Source organism: Mesorhizobium sp. CA15, from assembly GCF_020165215.1.
Classification (GTDB): Bacteria; Pseudomonadota; Alphaproteobacteria; order Rhizobiales; family Rhizobiaceae; genus Mesorhizobium.
The window spans coordinates 109,451-122,329 of record NZ_JAIUHQ010000016.1 but is presented as its reverse complement, the minus strand read 5'-3'; the positions used below and the strand labels follow the sequence as shown (position 1 = coordinate 122,329).

Annotated in this window: 17 protein-coding genes and 1 pseudogene; 13 read left to right on the top strand and 5 right to left on the bottom strand. The window is 62.7% G+C overall.

The features are described from left to right. A partial coding sequence (locus LB515_RS22860; protein ID WP_224709041.1) for a VCBS domain-containing protein occupies nt 1-542 on the bottom strand: 542 nt, incomplete at its 3' end. Nucleotides 543-1,169: 627 nt separating this feature from the next. After that, nucleotides 1,170-2,663 carry an ATP-binding protein gene (locus tag LB515_RS22855; protein WP_224709038.1) on the bottom strand — a complete coding sequence of 498 codons (1,494 nt, stop codon included), beginning with the start codon at nt 2,661-2,663 and terminating at the stop codon, nt 1,170-1,172. A 205-nt stretch (nt 2,664-2,868) separates the two neighbouring features. On the opposite strand from LB515_RS22855, the gene LB515_RS22850 reads away from it, so the two are divergent. Beyond that, nucleotides 2,869-3,123, top strand: a complete 255-nt coding sequence (locus tag LB515_RS22850) for a hypothetical protein (RefSeq protein ID WP_095766222.1) — start codon at nt 2,869-2,871, stop codon at nt 3,121-3,123. 90 nt (nt 3,124-3,213) lie between these two features. Here the strand turns inward: LB515_RS22850 and LB515_RS22845 are convergent, their stop codons facing one another. After that, complete coding sequence (locus tag LB515_RS22845) at nt 3,214-3,699, bottom strand: hypothetical protein (RefSeq protein ID WP_224709037.1); 486 nt, start codon at nt 3,697-3,699, stop codon at nt 3,214-3,216. A 189-nt stretch (nt 3,700-3,888) separates the two neighbouring features. Between LB515_RS22845 and LB515_RS22840 the strand changes: the two genes are divergently transcribed. Continuing rightward, nucleotides 3,889-4,254, top strand: coding sequence for a RidA family protein (locus LB515_RS22840; RefSeq protein ID WP_224709036.1), 366 nt, complete (start codon nt 3,889-3,891; stop codon nt 4,252-4,254). Nucleotides 4,255-4,372: 118 nt separating this feature from the next. Then, the gene (locus tag LB515_RS22835) at nt 4,373-5,611 is read left to right on the top strand and encodes an amidohydrolase/deacetylase family metallohydrolase (protein ID WP_224709035.1); all 1,239 of its coding nucleotides are present in this window, start codon (nt 4,373-4,375) and stop codon (nt 5,609-5,611) included. Between the two features lie 203 nt (nt 5,612-5,814). On the opposite strand, the gene LB515_RS22830 is transcribed toward LB515_RS22835, so the two are convergent. Continuing rightward, a complete protein-coding gene (locus LB515_RS22830) occupies nt 5,815-7,605 on the bottom strand; it encodes an NAD(P)/FAD-dependent oxidoreductase (protein WP_224709034.1) in 1,791 nt (596 codons plus the stop codon). Nucleotides 7,606-7,645: 40 nt separating this feature from the next. Between LB515_RS22830 and LB515_RS22825 the strand changes: the two are divergent. Beyond that, nucleotides 7,646-7,919 (top strand): annotated as a pseudogene (locus LB515_RS22825) (winged helix-turn-helix domain-containing protein); the annotation flags it as partial. Between the two features lie 251 nt (nt 7,920-8,170). Here LB515_RS22825 and LB515_RS22820 read toward each other — a convergent pair. Then, a complete protein-coding gene (locus LB515_RS22820; RefSeq protein WP_224630329.1) occupies nt 8,171-8,770 on the bottom strand; it encodes an invasion associated locus B family protein in 600 nt (199 codons plus the stop codon). Nucleotides 8,771-8,943: 173 nt separating this feature from the next. Here LB515_RS22820 and LB515_RS22815 point away from each other — a divergent pair, with 173 nt between their 5' ends. The 9 genes from LB515_RS22815 to LB515_RS22775 all read left to right on the top strand — a co-directional run bounded on the left by LB515_RS22815 (nt 8,944) and on the right by LB515_RS22775 (nt 12,659). After that, nucleotides 8,944-9,123 carry a hypothetical protein gene (locus tag LB515_RS22815; protein WP_140846290.1) on the top strand — a complete coding sequence of 60 codons (180 nt, stop codon included), beginning with the start codon at nt 8,944-8,946 and terminating at the stop codon, nt 9,121-9,123. 108 nt (nt 9,124-9,231) lie between these two features. Next, a complete protein-coding gene (locus tag LB515_RS22810) occupies nt 9,232-9,528 on the top strand; it encodes a hypothetical protein (protein WP_224630328.1) in 297 nt (98 codons plus the stop codon). A gap of 129 nt (nt 9,529-9,657) precedes the next feature. Continuing rightward, the gene (locus LB515_RS22805) at nt 9,658-10,125 is read left to right on the top strand and encodes an NUDIX hydrolase (protein WP_140846289.1); all 468 of its coding nucleotides are present in this window, start codon (nt 9,658-9,660) and stop codon (nt 10,123-10,125) included. Between the two features lie 145 nt (nt 10,126-10,270). Further along, nucleotides 10,271-10,594, top strand: a complete 324-nt coding sequence (locus LB515_RS22800) for an ArsR/SmtB family transcription factor (RefSeq protein WP_140846288.1) — start codon at nt 10,271-10,273, stop codon at nt 10,592-10,594. Beyond that, a complete protein-coding gene (locus tag LB515_RS22795; protein ID WP_140846287.1) occupies nt 10,591-10,995 on the top strand; it encodes an SRPBCC domain-containing protein in 405 nt (134 codons plus the stop codon). Before LB515_RS22800 ends, LB515_RS22795 begins: the two co-directional genes overlap by 4 nt. Nucleotides 10,996-11,073: 78 nt before the next feature. Continuing rightward, entirely contained in the window at nt 11,074-11,466 is a 393-nt protein-coding gene (locus LB515_RS22790) for a VOC family protein (protein WP_224709033.1), read from the top strand. 39 nt (nt 11,467-11,505) lie between these two features. Beyond that, on the top strand, nt 11,506-11,739 hold the full coding sequence (locus tag LB515_RS22785) for a hypothetical protein (RefSeq protein WP_224709032.1): 234 nt from the start codon (nt 11,506-11,508) through the stop codon (nt 11,737-11,739). After that, nucleotides 11,739-12,182, top strand: a complete 444-nt coding sequence (locus LB515_RS22780) for a DUF1801 domain-containing protein (protein ID WP_224709031.1) — start codon at nt 11,739-11,741, stop codon at nt 12,180-12,182. Before LB515_RS22785 ends, LB515_RS22780 begins: the two co-directional genes overlap by 1 nt. Before the next feature lie 78 nt (nt 12,183-12,260). Then, a complete protein-coding gene (locus tag LB515_RS22775; RefSeq protein WP_224532207.1) occupies nt 12,261-12,659 on the top strand; it encodes a DUF1801 domain-containing protein in 399 nt (132 codons plus the stop codon). The last annotated feature ends 220 nt before the right edge of the window (nt 12,660-12,879 follow it).

The window sequence follows — 12,879 nt, the reverse complement described above, 5'->3', positions numbered from 1 at the left end:
AGCTTGCCGCCGGTGTTCTGCGCCGCGTTGGTCTCGGTCAGCTCCGCCGTGCTGGTGCCGGTGATCACCGCCGCGTCGTTCACACCATTGATCACCACCGACAGCGTACCCACGCTGAGCGTGCCGTTCGACATCTTGATCGTATATTGGATCGTGTCCGTGAACTGCTCGCCAGCGCCGAGCGCGTTGATCAGGGGGGCTAGAGTGGTTGCGTCATAATGAATCTTGTTGTCGGTGCCGATCCAGAATTTCGCCCCGCTCGTGCTGCTGGTTTCGATGACGTTCGCACCGTCCTGGATCAGCAGGTCCTTGTTGTAATCAGCGAACGCCTTGTTGGTGACGACAATCCCGGCCCCTCCGTCATCGTTCTTGATGCCGTCGTCCACCGAATAGATCGTCGTCTTGGTTCCGCCGCCGCTCGCCGCGAGAACGTCGAATGTGAACAGGAGGCTGCCGTCCTCGCTGCCGGATTGCGTCAGATTGGCTGCCGCGCCCGAATTCGAAAACGTGACGGTCGAGCCTGAAACTGTTGTGGTCGCCATTGCCAATTACCCCCTGTGATCCCTTTGCGAACGACCAAAGTGTTCGCCCCGACGGTTACTGCTGATCCTGGTGCGGACGACGCAAGCGAATGCTTCCGCCCGCGGCGGTTGGTCAGGACCAAGCCACTCTGATTGAACGTAAAAACTTCTCTCGCCGAGAGACAAAACCCCACCCCAGAGCGCTTGCACGCTCGCACCCAACGTTCCTAGCTGGCGTGCCCCCCTTCGGTCGCCGCAATCGCGGGACAAGCAAACCTATATTCAGGTATATTAGCTTTTTACGATTTGGAAACCATAACGGAATATATATCCCCGCGTAATGTTAACGATTCATTAAACATTTAACAAATCTGCCACCCCATCGATTGATGCCTGTGTCTCCCAAAGTGGGCTGCGATTTGGAGGGAATGATATGCACAAAACAAAGACTTAAAGTGCACGGCCCGAGTCCGTTTCGGCGCAGCGCCATTTGATGGCGCAGCGTTGACTTCGCCATCGCTCGGTCGCTGGCATTTCTGTTGGAAATTTTATCGGTACATGTAGTGCTGCGTGCCACCGACAAAGCAGGCTCGCCGTCAACCAATGGCGCAAAGGCTGCCAGAGCGCGGTCGCCAGCGTCTTCCGATGTCAGCCAGCCAGGCTGTCCTGCTCCACGGCGTTCGGGTCGCCCGGCGCCGTCGCCCAGGCGAGTTCGACCAGCGTCACCGTGCGCCGGCCGGCTCCGTCGACCTGGCAGACGATGAGGCCCTGCTCCTCGATATAATCGAGCAGCCGGCGCGCGCGGCGCAGCGAATGCGAACCGTAAGCCCGCGCGATCGCCGCGTCGCTCGGGCAAGGCCAGCCTTCCTTGGCGGCGCGCGCGATCATCATGAAAACGCCCTGCATGTCTTCGGGCAGCAGCGAGGCGCGCACGGAAACGTCGCGCCAGGCGTCGTCCTCGGCTATGTCGGAGCCGACGCCGGCGCGGGCGCGCGTCAGCATGCGGCGGAACTCCGAAAGGTCGGGCACGACCGAAGCGAGGCCCTCGATGCGGCAGCGGACCACGAACTCCTGGTAGAGCACGCCGATGACGCGGAACCCCGCATCCGGCTCCGCCAGGATGGCGCGCAGTATGCGGTCCATCCGCTCGCGCCGCTCTGCCAGGTCCTCGGCGCTTGGCTGCGGTTCCATCGGCTCGGGGCGAATGTCCAGCGGCGCGGCCTTGGCCGCCATCAATTGGTCGAGCAGGTCGGGCGAAGGCCGGCGCATCGGCCTGACCGTCTCCGGCGGCGGCGCGGCAAGAATGATCGCGCGCGCATCTTCGAGCGCGGCTCCCGGCATCGGCATCAGCCGCGGCGTACCGTTGCGCGGACTGGTTTCGGTCTGGCCGATGCGCACGCCGAGCGGACGGCGCGACAAGGCAGGACCGAGCGCCATGAAATGCCCGCGCTCCAGGTCGCGAAAAGCTTCGGCCTGACGCCGTTCCATGCCGAGCAGGTCGGCGGCGCGCGCCATATCGATGTCGAGGAAGGTCCGGCCCATCAGGAAGTTGGAGGCTTCCGCCGCGACGTTCTTGGCGAGCTTCGCCAGCCGCTGCGTGGCGATGATGCCGGCAAGCCCGCGCTTGCGGCCGCGGCACATCAGATTGGTCATGGCGCCCAGCGAGAGCTTGCGTGCCTCGTCCGAAACCTCGCCGGCGGCGGCGGGCGCGAAGAGCTGCGCCTCGTCGACGACCACGAGCATTGGGTACCAATGGTCGCGCGCGACCTCGAACAGCCCGCCGAGGAAGGCCGCGGCCCGCCGCATCTGGTTCTCGGCATCGAGCCCTTCGAGGTTGAGCACCGTCGAGACGCGGTGTATGCGCGCCCGCTCGCCAGCCGCCTGCAGGCCGCGCTCGGTATGTTCCTCCGCGTCGATCACCAGATGGCCAAAGCGTTCACCCAGAGACACGAAGTCGCCTTCCGGGTCGATGATGGTCTGCTGCACCCAGGGCGCGCTCTGCTCCAGAAGACGGCGCAGCAGATGCGACTTTCCCGAGCCCGAATTGCCCTGCACCAGCAGGCGGGTCGCCAGCAACTCCTCAAGGTCGAGGGCCGCCGACGCGCCTGCGCTCGTCTGCCCCATCTCGATTGCAACGGTCATATTTCGACTCGGATCGTCTCCCTGCGCGCGACGGGCTTATCAACCCGAGCGCGGTGCGTCGAGCTTACGCTGCCGTTAGCCAGCAGGTGTCCACATCTCACGGCAGGCTGTCGCCAGCCACACTGGTCGGACCACCATTTTGCTGGCACATTCCAACCGTTGGCGTATCATCTTTTGCGGGAGGGTTCATGGCAGGAGGAGGCCGATGAACGTCGCTGCGGAAGTGCCCGTCATAGATCCGACGGTGCAAGACCTTGTTTCATCTGCTCTTTCGAAATTTCGCGCCGGCGATACCATCTCGACCCGGGCGATGCTCGACGCCATACGCCGATCCGACCCGGCTTGCCAGGACAGTGACGACCATCTCATCGAACTGATCGTCATGGCCGCCGTTGGTAAGACCATGGGCGTCGTGTTCGACCACCGCTCGCCCGATGAGCGGTTGCCACGGCTGTCCTAGCGAGCTCGTCGGCTGAAGCCTCCCTAACGTCGTCAATGACGAACTGACAGACGCTTCGGCTAAGCTCAGGCGGCGTCCGATAGCTCCTTCCTAGCTGCCCAGCGGATGCGGCATGTAGCCGACAAAGCCGGCAATCTTCCAGCGTCCGCCGACCTTGCGGCAGAAGTAGAGCGTCTGCCATTTGAGCCGGTCGACGCCGCCGTCGGCCTTGGCGACCGAGCCGTCGAACTTCTTGTGCAGCACCGCGCGGTCGCCGTCGACGTCGATGTCGCGCATGTTGGTGACGCGAAACAGCGCTTCGCGCAGCGGCTCGGCGAATTTCGTCGCCGCGGTTTCCTCGGCCTGCCGCAGCCATTCGTCGCGATAGACCTCCAGCCGGGGGAACTGCAGCCGCCAGGCATCTGCATTGGCAAGGAAATGCGCATGCATGCCGAAGAAGCTTTCCGCGATGAAATCGTCCTCGACCATCGACCAGTCCTGACCGAGGAAGGCGTCGATGTCGCGCCGCACCAGCATTTCCCACAGCGCGTGGCGGTCGGCATCGCCTTCCGGAAACGGATTCTTGTCGAAGGTCATGCCGATCTCCCTCATATGCGCGGCCGATTTCAAGCCGCGTCGAGCGCAAGATGCTCAGGCTTCTGTAATAAAGCAACATGGATTTCGAAAGAATGTTGCTTTCCGACATTGGCTCTAGGAGGATCGTGCCGACAGGCGTAGACGGCTATGCAACCCCCGGTTCCCGTCGTCGATTGAAGGAGGCTCCCCTTGTCCAAGCAGTGCTTTGGGAAATCCCACGTTCCGCTCTCGCCCGCCGTCCGTGCCGGCGATTTCGTCTATATTTCCGGTCAAGTGCCGGTGGGCAGCGACGGGCTCGTGATCAAAGGCGGCATCGCCGAGCAGGCCGAGCAGGTGCTGCAGAACGTCAAGGCGGCCCTGGCGCTCGCCGGCTGCACCATGGACGATGTGGTGAAGACCACCGTCTGGCTGGAGGACGGGCGCGATTTCGGCACATTCAACACCGTTTATGCAAAACATTTCCCGAAGGATCCGCCGGCGCGGACCACGGTCGAATCGCGCCTGATGATCGACATCAAGATCGAAGTCGAAGCCGTCGCCTATCGGCCGGTCTGATCGCCCGCTCGGATCGCTTGAAGCAATTCCAGAAAAAGTGCTTAGCGTTAGTTCGGCGACTTCGCCGTAGCCTTCCGTCCGGAATTGCGTGAAACGAACAGACAAAGCGAGGGCACCGATGCAGTTCGATCTCCTGATCAAGGGCGGGCGCCTCATCGATCCCGCATCGGGCCTGGACGCGCCACGCGATGTTGCCATTGCCGATGGCCGCGTCACCGCGATCGACGCCGCCATCAATGCCGAGGCGGCGAGTGAAGTCGTCGATGCCAGGGATTGCATCGTCACGCCCGGCCTGATCGACCTGCACAGCCACGTCTATTGGGGCGGCACCTCGCTCGGCGTCGACGCCGACCGGCTCGCCGCCAAGAGCGGCACCACCACTTTCGTCGATGCCGGCAGCGCCGGCGCCGGCAATTTCCTCGGCTTCCGCCGCCATGTCATCGAGCGCTCGAAGGTCCGCATCCTCGCTTACGTCAACATCTCCTTTGCCGGCATATTTGGCTTCGCCAAAACCGTATCCGTCGGCGAATGCGGCGATCTCAGGCTTTGCGAGCCGCGCGAGACGGTGGCGGCGGTGCGCGAGCACGCCGATGTCGTCGTCGGCGTCAAGGTCCGTTCCGGCAAGCATGCCGGCGGCTCGAGCGGCATCGCGCCTGTCGACCTCGCGCTCGAAGCCGCCGACAAGGCCGGCCTGCCGCTGATGACGCATATCGACGAGCCGCCGCCCGGCCGCTCGGAAGTGCTGCCCAGGCTGCGCCGCGGCGACATTCTCACCCATTGCTTCCGGCCTTTCCCCAACGCGCCGGTCTTTGCCTCCGGAGCGGTGCGGCCGGACATGCGGCTGGCGCGCGAGCGCGGCGTCATCTTCGACATCGGCCACGGCATGGGTTCCTTCGACTTCGAGGTGGCGAAGGCGATGCTTGCCGAGGGCCTCGCGCCCGACGTCATCTCCAGCGACGTGCATCTCTACTGCGTCGACGGTCCCGCCTTCGACATATTGGTGTGCATGTCGAAGCTCATGGCGCTCGGCATGCCGTTGGTCGAGGTGCTGCGCGCGGCGACGCAGCGGCCGGCGGAGGCGATCGCAAGGCCGGAACTCGGCACGCTGAAGGTCGGCGGCACCGGCGACGTCGCCGTGTTGAAGCTGCAGCCCGGCCGCTTCACCTTCGTCGATGCTGTTGGAGCGTCACTGGTCGCGGATCAGCGACTAGTCTCCAAAGGCATCGTCATCGGCGGCAAATGGTGGCCGAACGAAGCGCCCGACCACAATGAGACGGAGCACTTCGAGGCCCATGCGCAACATACGCATGTGGATGTGGCGGCGAGGCATTTTGGCCCCTCATCGTCGTCATTCTAGGGCGGAGCGACGCGAAGCGGAGCGCAGACCCTAGAATCCATGCCGTGACTGTCACCGAAGAATGCAGCGGTGCAGAATGGGGCTCGAGACGCCCGGCGAAGAATCGCCTCCTGTCCGCTTGCGCACGTCACGAATGTCACGGCCTGGATTCTAGGGTCTGCGCCGCGTCGCTTCGCTCCTTGCTCCGCCCTAGAATGACGAAGCTAGGATCGCGCATTACTCGGCTCGCCGTAAACCGGCGTAGCAATCCCCTCCATGCGCGCCTTCAGCTGCAGCGCAACGAACTTCGAATAGAATCTCGACAGCGCCAGATTGCCGCCGTGGAACCATAGCGCTTCCTGCGCCGTCGGCTTCCACATATTGCGCAATTCGCCCTGCCATGGACCCGGATCGCCCTTCACGCCGGAGCCGAGGCCCCAGCACGGACCTACCTTGTCGGCGACCTCGCGCGAGACTATCCCCGCTACCGTCTCGTTCATCGACTGGTAGCCGGTGCAGCAGACGATCGCGTCGACGGCGAGCTCGCTGCCGTCTTCAAACAGGATGCCGTCCGGCGTCAGCGACTTGATGCTGACACCGCTCTTCACCTGGATCTCGCCGTTCAGGATCAACTCGCAAGCGCCGACATCGATGTAATAGCCCGAGCCTGTCCGATAGGCTTTCATCAACAGTCCTGTCTCGTCCTCGCCGAAGTCGATGGCGAAGCCGCTGTTGCTGAGGCGCTGGTAGAAATCCGCGTCGCGCGCCCGGATCACATCATAAAGCGCCCGCTGGCCCTTCGGCACCAGCGCGAAGGGCGTTGAGGCGACGATCATGTCGGCCTTGTCGGTGGTGATGCCGCGCGCCAGCGCCTTTTCCGAGAAGATCTCGAAGCCGATATCCATCAGCGTGTCGGACTTCACCACCGTCGTCGGCGAGCGCTGCACCATGGTGACCTTGGCGCCCGCTTCCCACAGATCGACGCTGACATCGTGGCCTGAGCTTGCAGCACCGATCACCGCCACGCGCTTGCCGCGAAACTTCTCGCCGGTGGAATATTGGCTGGAATGCAGAAGCTCGCCCTTGAAGCTGTCGGCGCCCGGCAGCTCGATCTGCCGCGGCGGGCCGTAGGCGCCGGTAGCGAAGACGATATGCTTCGGCTTCAGCGTGATGCGCTGGCCGACGCGGTCGACCACCACGGTCCAGACTTTTTCGGCCTCGTCATAGGCGGCGCTGATGCATTTGGTGGCGACCCAGTAGTTCAGCTCCATGACGCGGGTATACATCTCCAGCCAGTCGCCCATCTTGTCCTTGGGCGTGAAGACCGGCCAGTTTTCCGGGAACGGAATGTAGGGCAGATGATCGTACCAGACGGGATCGTGCAGCACGAGCGAGCGGTATCGGTTGCGCCAGGAATCGCCGGCGCGCGCGTTCTTCTCGATGATCAGCGTAGGGACGCCGAGCTGGCGCAGCCGGGCGCCGAGCATGATGCCGCCCTGCCCGCCGCCGATCACCAGGCAATAGGGCTGCTCATGCACGCCGAGATCGCGCGCCTCGCGTGCCCGTGCTTCCGCCCAGGTCTCGCGGTTCGGGTCGGCCTTGTGGCGGATGCCGAGTGGCCGCGCCGGCCCCTTCCGTTCCTCGAACCCCTTGAGTTCGCTCATCGCCGTGAACAGCGTGCGGCAGCGGCCGTCCTTGAGCCGCAGGATTCCCTCGCCGCGCGCCACCGCCGTCTCGAATGTGAACCAGGCCTCGACGGTGCCGTCGTCGACGCTGGGCTCTCCGGACAGCCGCCAGTGCGAGGGCTGCGCCAAGTGGAGCGTGGCCTTGAGCATTTCGCGGATCGCCGCCTGCCCCTCCATGGTCTTGATATTCCAGGTGAAGGTCAAGAGATCGCGCCAGTAGCAATCCTGCGCAAAGAGGTTCGTCGCCGCCTCGATATCGCCGGCCTCGAGCGCCCGGCCGAATGAGCCGAGCCAGGTTGCCGCCTGTTGCGATGGTGCGATGTCGAGCATTTTTCTTCGTTCCCTTTTTGTTCGAATTCTTTTATCCTTTTCGGTCGACCTTGTGAAGCGCATCGTCACGGTCGAGGAAGGAAGTGAAACTGTCGCCCAAGGAATACGATATCCTGCGCATGCTCGTGCAATATGCCGGCAAGGTGCTGACCCATCAGTTCCTGATGAAGCAGATCTGGAACGACTCGACCGACGTCCAGTATCTCAGGGTCTATGTGCGCCAGCTGAGGCAGAAGATCGAGAAGACACCGGACCAGCCGCGCTACATCATCACCGAGACGGGCGTGGGATACCGTTTGCGCAAGGTTGAGTAGCTGAGGCAAGCCGTGCTGGTTGGCCGAAACCTTCCAACTTCGTCATCCCTGGGCGGAGCAGCCGCGAAGCGGCGTCGCGGAGACCCTGGGATCCATTCCGTTACCTGGATTGTAGAGCGCAGCGGCGCAGAATTCTGCACCGTGAGCAGCGCTCCTATGTCACGGAATGGATCCTCGGGTCTGCGCGCGTCGCTTCGCTCCTTGCTCCGCCCGTGGATGACGAAGCGTTCAGCCGGCCGGTCTTCGACAACCTAGTCCGCCGACAGGTCCGCCGTCCGCGCCAGGGCGCTGCCGAAGCCATTGAGCGAGATGGTGAAGGAGATCGGCTGCGCAGTGTCGGCCGCCGTGGCGTTGACCTTCAGCGTGGTGCCGTTCTGCAGCAACGGCGTGATATTGGCGTCGAACGTCACCGGTACCAGGCAACCTACCGCCTGGCAGGTGTTGAACTGCAACGTGCCGTCCAGCTTCTTGTCGTCGATTTCGAACGAGATCCCGTTGGCCAAGGCAAGCCCGAAGGGCAGCGCCAGCGTGCCGGCGGCGTCCTGACCGGTCTTGGTCGTCAATTCGATCGCCAGCAGCCGCTGGCCGCTCTGCTTGTTGAACTGCTGATGCGACAGGCTGCAGACCTTGTTGGTGCCGGTGACCTGGCAGTTGACCGTCCAGTCGCCATGCGTCTCCGACAGCGCCGAGGCGCCGCCCGGCAGCTGCGGCTTGGCCGCTGCGTCGCCTGACTGAGCGGCCGCGGGCGCCACCTTGTCGGCCTTATTTTGCGCGGCAACTCCCGCTGCCGGCAAACCGGCAATGCAGGCAGCTGCCAGCATCGCCGCGAGATACGCGTATTTCGTCCTCATGAGATCCCTTCTTAGCCGCCGCCCGCGTCAGCTGGAAGCTGACCTTCAGAGACGCGCTGACCGCATTCTGCTTGATCGTTTGCCCAAAGGCGTCGTCGTACCTGACAGCCAACCCGACGCCGTTGACGCCCTCGAGCTCCAGCCCGGCGCCGACCCGATAGAGGGGCGAATCGATGGCTTCCGTCAAGTGCAATGCCGGATTGCCGGGCAGATTCTCGGCGGCGGCGAAACGCCCCTCGATCTCCCACTGCTTGGTGGAGAACTCGACGCCGGCCTTTCCGCAGAGGCGGGAACTGGCGATGGCGCTGACCGGGATGTCGGCCCCGATCTCCAGCGCCGGCGTCGCGGCATAGCCAATCGCCCGGCTTCGGTGAGCCGCATCACGTTTCGCGGTTACCCATGGCGCTATTGGCTGCCCGCATTATATGAAATGCATGGTTTTTTGTATGGGAGCCGCGCGGATGCTTCGTCACAGTCTGTCTGTTCTTGCAGGCACAGTGCTGGCGGCCTCGGTGTGTCTGATTGCGCCGTCTTATGCGCAGATCGTCATCCCGACGAATCGCAACGCATTGGTGCAGCAGAATGAGCTGCAGCAGTTGCAGAACAGGTTGCAGCGGCAGCAATACCAGCAGCAGCAGCAAATCTATCGCGAACTCGACCGGCCGGCCCCGCCCAGGAGCCAGCCCGATGTGCCGATATTTGAAAGGACGTGCCGGATGGAAGCGGTCGGCAACACGATTTCCAGAGTTTGCCGCTGACATTTTGTTTTTTTCAATTTATTAGCCGACTTACTTGCTGGCAAAATGCCGGATTGCAAGGGCGGCGCTTTTAGGGTTTTTGCCGCGCAGATAGCGTGCGGCAAAACGCTGCTCTCACCGGAATTTGGGATGGCAACAACCAAGAAGAAAGCAGTTCGCAAAGCCAAGAAGGGCCAACGCATCCGCCAGGTGGCGGCCATTCCGTATCGGTTGCGAGAGGACGGCAGCTTGGAAGTGCTGCTGGTCACCTCGCGCAGCACGCGGCGCTTCATCGTGCCGAAGGGCTGGCCGATGAAGGGCAAGAGCGGGCGCAAGGCGGCAATGATCGAAGCCCGGGAGGAAGCCGGCGTGCTCGGGAGGACGCTGAAGCAGCCTGCCGGCACCTATTCCTATTGGAAACGCATGCCCGACGGCTTCATTCGGGTCGACGTTGTGGTCTATCTGCTCGAGGTCGCCGAGGAGCTTGTCGACTGGCAGGAAGCCGCGAACCGGCAGCGCGCATGGCTTCCGGCGGTCGACGCCGCCCTGCTCATCGACGAACCGGACCTTTCCACGCTGCTGAGGGATTTGACCGTTCCGTCAGCAAACGCGGCATAAGCAACCATCTTTTCAGTGCCGTCCGGCCGTACCGGCGTGCCGGCCCACGGCCGCGGCTTCAGGTGCGCGTCCTCATTCGCTGCTTGACTCATGCATATCCCAATGGTTATACGTCAATCAATAGCCACTGGGTTATCGGTTAAAAATGACGACCGCGCATGACATGCTGTTCAGGACGCTCGCCGATCCGACGCGACGCGCCATCTTCGAACGCCTCTGCCGTCACGGCGAGCAGACGGTCGGAGCCCTGACCGCCCAGGCCGGGGTGTCGCAGCCGGCGGTATCGAAGCATCTGGGCGTCCTCAAGGAAGCGGGACTGGTGCGCGACCGCCATGAGGGCCGCCAGACCCATTACAGCGCCCAGCTCAAGGCGCTCGCGCCGTTGATGGACTGGACGCGCCACATGGCGGGGTTTTGGGAAAGCCGCTTCGACGATCTGGAAGACCTGCTCAAAAGGATGGATCAATGAATGAGGCCGCAACGCGCTCCGTCATCGTCGAGCGCGAGATACCTTTTCCGCCGGAAAAGATCTGGCGCGCGCTCACCCAACCGCATCTCATCGAGGAGTGGCTGATGAAGAACAGCTTCAAGCCGGTCGTGGACCATCGCTTCAACATGAGCGCCGAATGGGGCGGCGTCGACTGCCAGGTGCGGACGGTCGAGCCCAACCGGACCCTGTCCTACAGCTGGGACACCAAGGATCTCGAGAGCGTGGTCACCTGGACGCTCACCCCGACGGGCAAGGGCACGCGTTTGCGCATGGAGCAGGTCGGCTTCCGCACCGACCAGGAGCCGTATTACCGCGGCGCCACGGTCGGCTGGAAGCGCAACTTCACGGCCCTGGAGCAGCTGCTTTCGCGGATCGATTGAAGTCCGCCGAAGCCTCAAAAGACAGACACGGTTCCGGCGGGGCGGCAAACCGCAGGCGTAAGCAATGGAGACACCAAAATGAAGATCAAGCTGACCAGCATCTATGTCGACGACCAGGATAAGGCTCTTGGCTTCTATACCGAAATTCTGGGCTTCACCAAGAAGGCCGACTTCACCAATGGGCCGTTTCGCTGGCTGACTGTCGTCTCGCCTGACGATCCGGATGGCACCGAACTGCAGCTGGCCCTCAACGACAATCCGGCGGCAAAGACTTATCAGCAGGCCATCTTCAAGCAAGGCCAGCCGGCGCTGATGCTGTTCACCGACGACATTAAGAGCGACCATGAGCGCATCAAGGCCAATGGCGGCAGTTTTGCCATGGCGCCGACCGCGGTGACCGGCGCGACCATCGCGCAGCTCAACGACACCTGTGGCAACCTCATTCAGCTTTCGCAACTGGCGCACTGGTAGAGAGCTCGATCCGTATCGTCATTCGCAAGGGAGGTTATATTGAACTGGAGCAAGTGGATCAGGCAGCTTCACCGCTGGCTTTCGATCATCTTCACCGTCTCTGTCATTGCCAATTTCGCTGCCATGGCCATGGGCCCGCCGCCCGCCTGGATCGTCTATTCGCCGTTGATTCCGCTTTTCCTGCTGCTGTTCAGCGGCCTCTATATGTTCGTGCTGCCCTATGCCGCCAGATGGCGCGGGGAGCCGGCGGGCGAGCGCACGGGATCGGCCTGATGGCAAAGACGAAATCGAAGGCTGCCGGATCCGCGGACGCCAAACCTGTCCTGCTTTCGGGCGGCAACCCGCAGATCGCCAAGGGCTATGGCGATGCTCCGGTGCAGGCCTATATCGCGGCGATGCCGGGCTGGAAGAGCGAGGTCGGGCGCCGGCTCGACCAGCTCATCATGCAGGCCGTCCCTGGTGTGCAAAAGGCTGTCAAATGGAACTCTCCCTTCTACGGCATGGAAGGCGAAGGCTGGTTCCTCGGCATCCATTGCTTCGCCAAATACATCAAGGTGGCGTTCTTCCGCGGCCTGTCGCTGAAGCCAGTGCCGCCTGTCGAATCCAAGAGCAAGGACACACGCTATTTCCACATCCACGAGAACGAGCCGATCGACGAGGAGCAAGTCGTCTCCTGGGTTAAGCAGGCGAGCCGGCTGCCCGGCGAACGGATGTAAGCGCACGAAAAATCAAGCGCCATCTCCCCGAAAGGGCCATGGTGGCGATCTCTTATTTAGCATCGAGGAGAACCGGACATGCAACAAGGCGACGTACAGGACGGCAAGTCTGCGTCCGAACTGATCGACGGACGGATCAAGGAGCTGGGCGACTGGCGGGGCGAGACGCTTGCCCGGCTCCGCGCTCTTATCAGGGAGGCGGCGCCCGAAGCCGTCGAGACATGGAAATGGCGCGGCGTCCCGGTCTGGGAGGATGCCGGCATGATCTGCACCGGCGAGACTTACAAGGCCGTCGTCAAGCTGACCTTCGCCAAAGGCGCGGCGCTGCCCGATCCCAAGAAGCTCTTCAACTCCAGCCTGGAAGGCAACACCCGGCGCGCCATCGATTTCAAGGAAGGCGACAAGATCGACGCCGACGCCCTGAAGGCGCTCGTCCGCGAGGCCGTTGCGCTCAACAAATCCAAGACCAGGCGCTGAGACGAGACTGTCGCGCGGCGCTATCGGATTGATGTAGCCGGCTTTTCTTCCGCGCCCTCGCACCGTAAACCGATATTAGGCACGAAATATCGGCATCAAGCGTGTAAGCGTCCTTCTGTTGCTGAGCAATAACTCATGAAACAAATACTGGGCAAATTTATCGACCGTTAATCCAGGCACGTTATTTGGATTGATGTCGCCAGTAACCGGACGACATGTG

Excerpts from the sequence above, each read along its gene's own strand:
- LB515_RS22845 (WP_224709037.1), bottom strand. The coding sequence starts at position 3,699 with ATGACCTTCGACAAGAATCCGTTTCCGGAAGGCGATGCCGACCGCCAC.
- LB515_RS22815 (WP_140846290.1), top strand. The coding sequence starts at position 8,944 with ATGGCTTCCGTCAAGTGCAATGCCGGATTGCCGGGCAGATTCTCGGCG.
- LB515_RS22820 (WP_224630329.1), bottom strand. The coding sequence starts at position 8,770 with ATGAGGACGAAATACGCGTATCTCGCGGCGATGCTGGCAGCTGCCTGC.
- LB515_RS22790 (WP_224709033.1), top strand. The coding sequence starts at position 11,074 with ATGAAGATCAAGCTGACCAGCATCTATGTCGACGACCAGGATAAGGCT.
- LB515_RS22805 (WP_140846289.1), top strand. The coding sequence starts at position 9,658 with ATGGCAACAACCAAGAAGAAAGCAGTTCGCAAAGCCAAGAAGGGCCAA.
- LB515_RS22835 (WP_224709035.1), top strand. The coding sequence starts at position 4,373 with ATGCAGTTCGATCTCCTGATCAAGGGCGGGCGCCTCATCGATCCCGCA.
- LB515_RS22810 (WP_224630328.1), top strand. The coding sequence starts at position 9,232 with ATGCTTCGTCACAGTCTGTCTGTTCTTGCAGGCACAGTGCTGGCGGCC.
- LB515_RS22780 (WP_224709031.1), top strand. The coding sequence starts at position 11,739 with ATGGCAAAGACGAAATCGAAGGCTGCCGGATCCGCGGACGCCAAACCT.
- LB515_RS22800 (WP_140846288.1), top strand. The coding sequence starts at position 10,271 with ATGACGACCGCGCATGACATGCTGTTCAGGACGCTCGCCGATCCGACG.
- LB515_RS22850 (WP_095766222.1), top strand. The coding sequence starts at position 2,869 with ATGAACGTCGCTGCGGAAGTGCCCGTCATAGATCCGACGGTGCAAGAC.
- LB515_RS22775 (WP_224532207.1), top strand. The coding sequence starts at position 12,261 with ATGCAACAAGGCGACGTACAGGACGGCAAGTCTGCGTCCGAACTGATC.
- LB515_RS22855 (WP_224709038.1), bottom strand. The coding sequence starts at position 2,663 with ATGACCGTTGCAATCGAGATGGGGCAGACGAGCGCAGGCGCGTCGGCG.
- LB515_RS22830 (WP_224709034.1), bottom strand. The coding sequence starts at position 7,605 with ATGCTCGACATCGCACCATCGCAACAGGCGGCAACCTGGCTCGGCTCA.
- LB515_RS22795 (WP_140846287.1), top strand. The coding sequence starts at position 10,591 with ATGAATGAGGCCGCAACGCGCTCCGTCATCGTCGAGCGCGAGATACCT.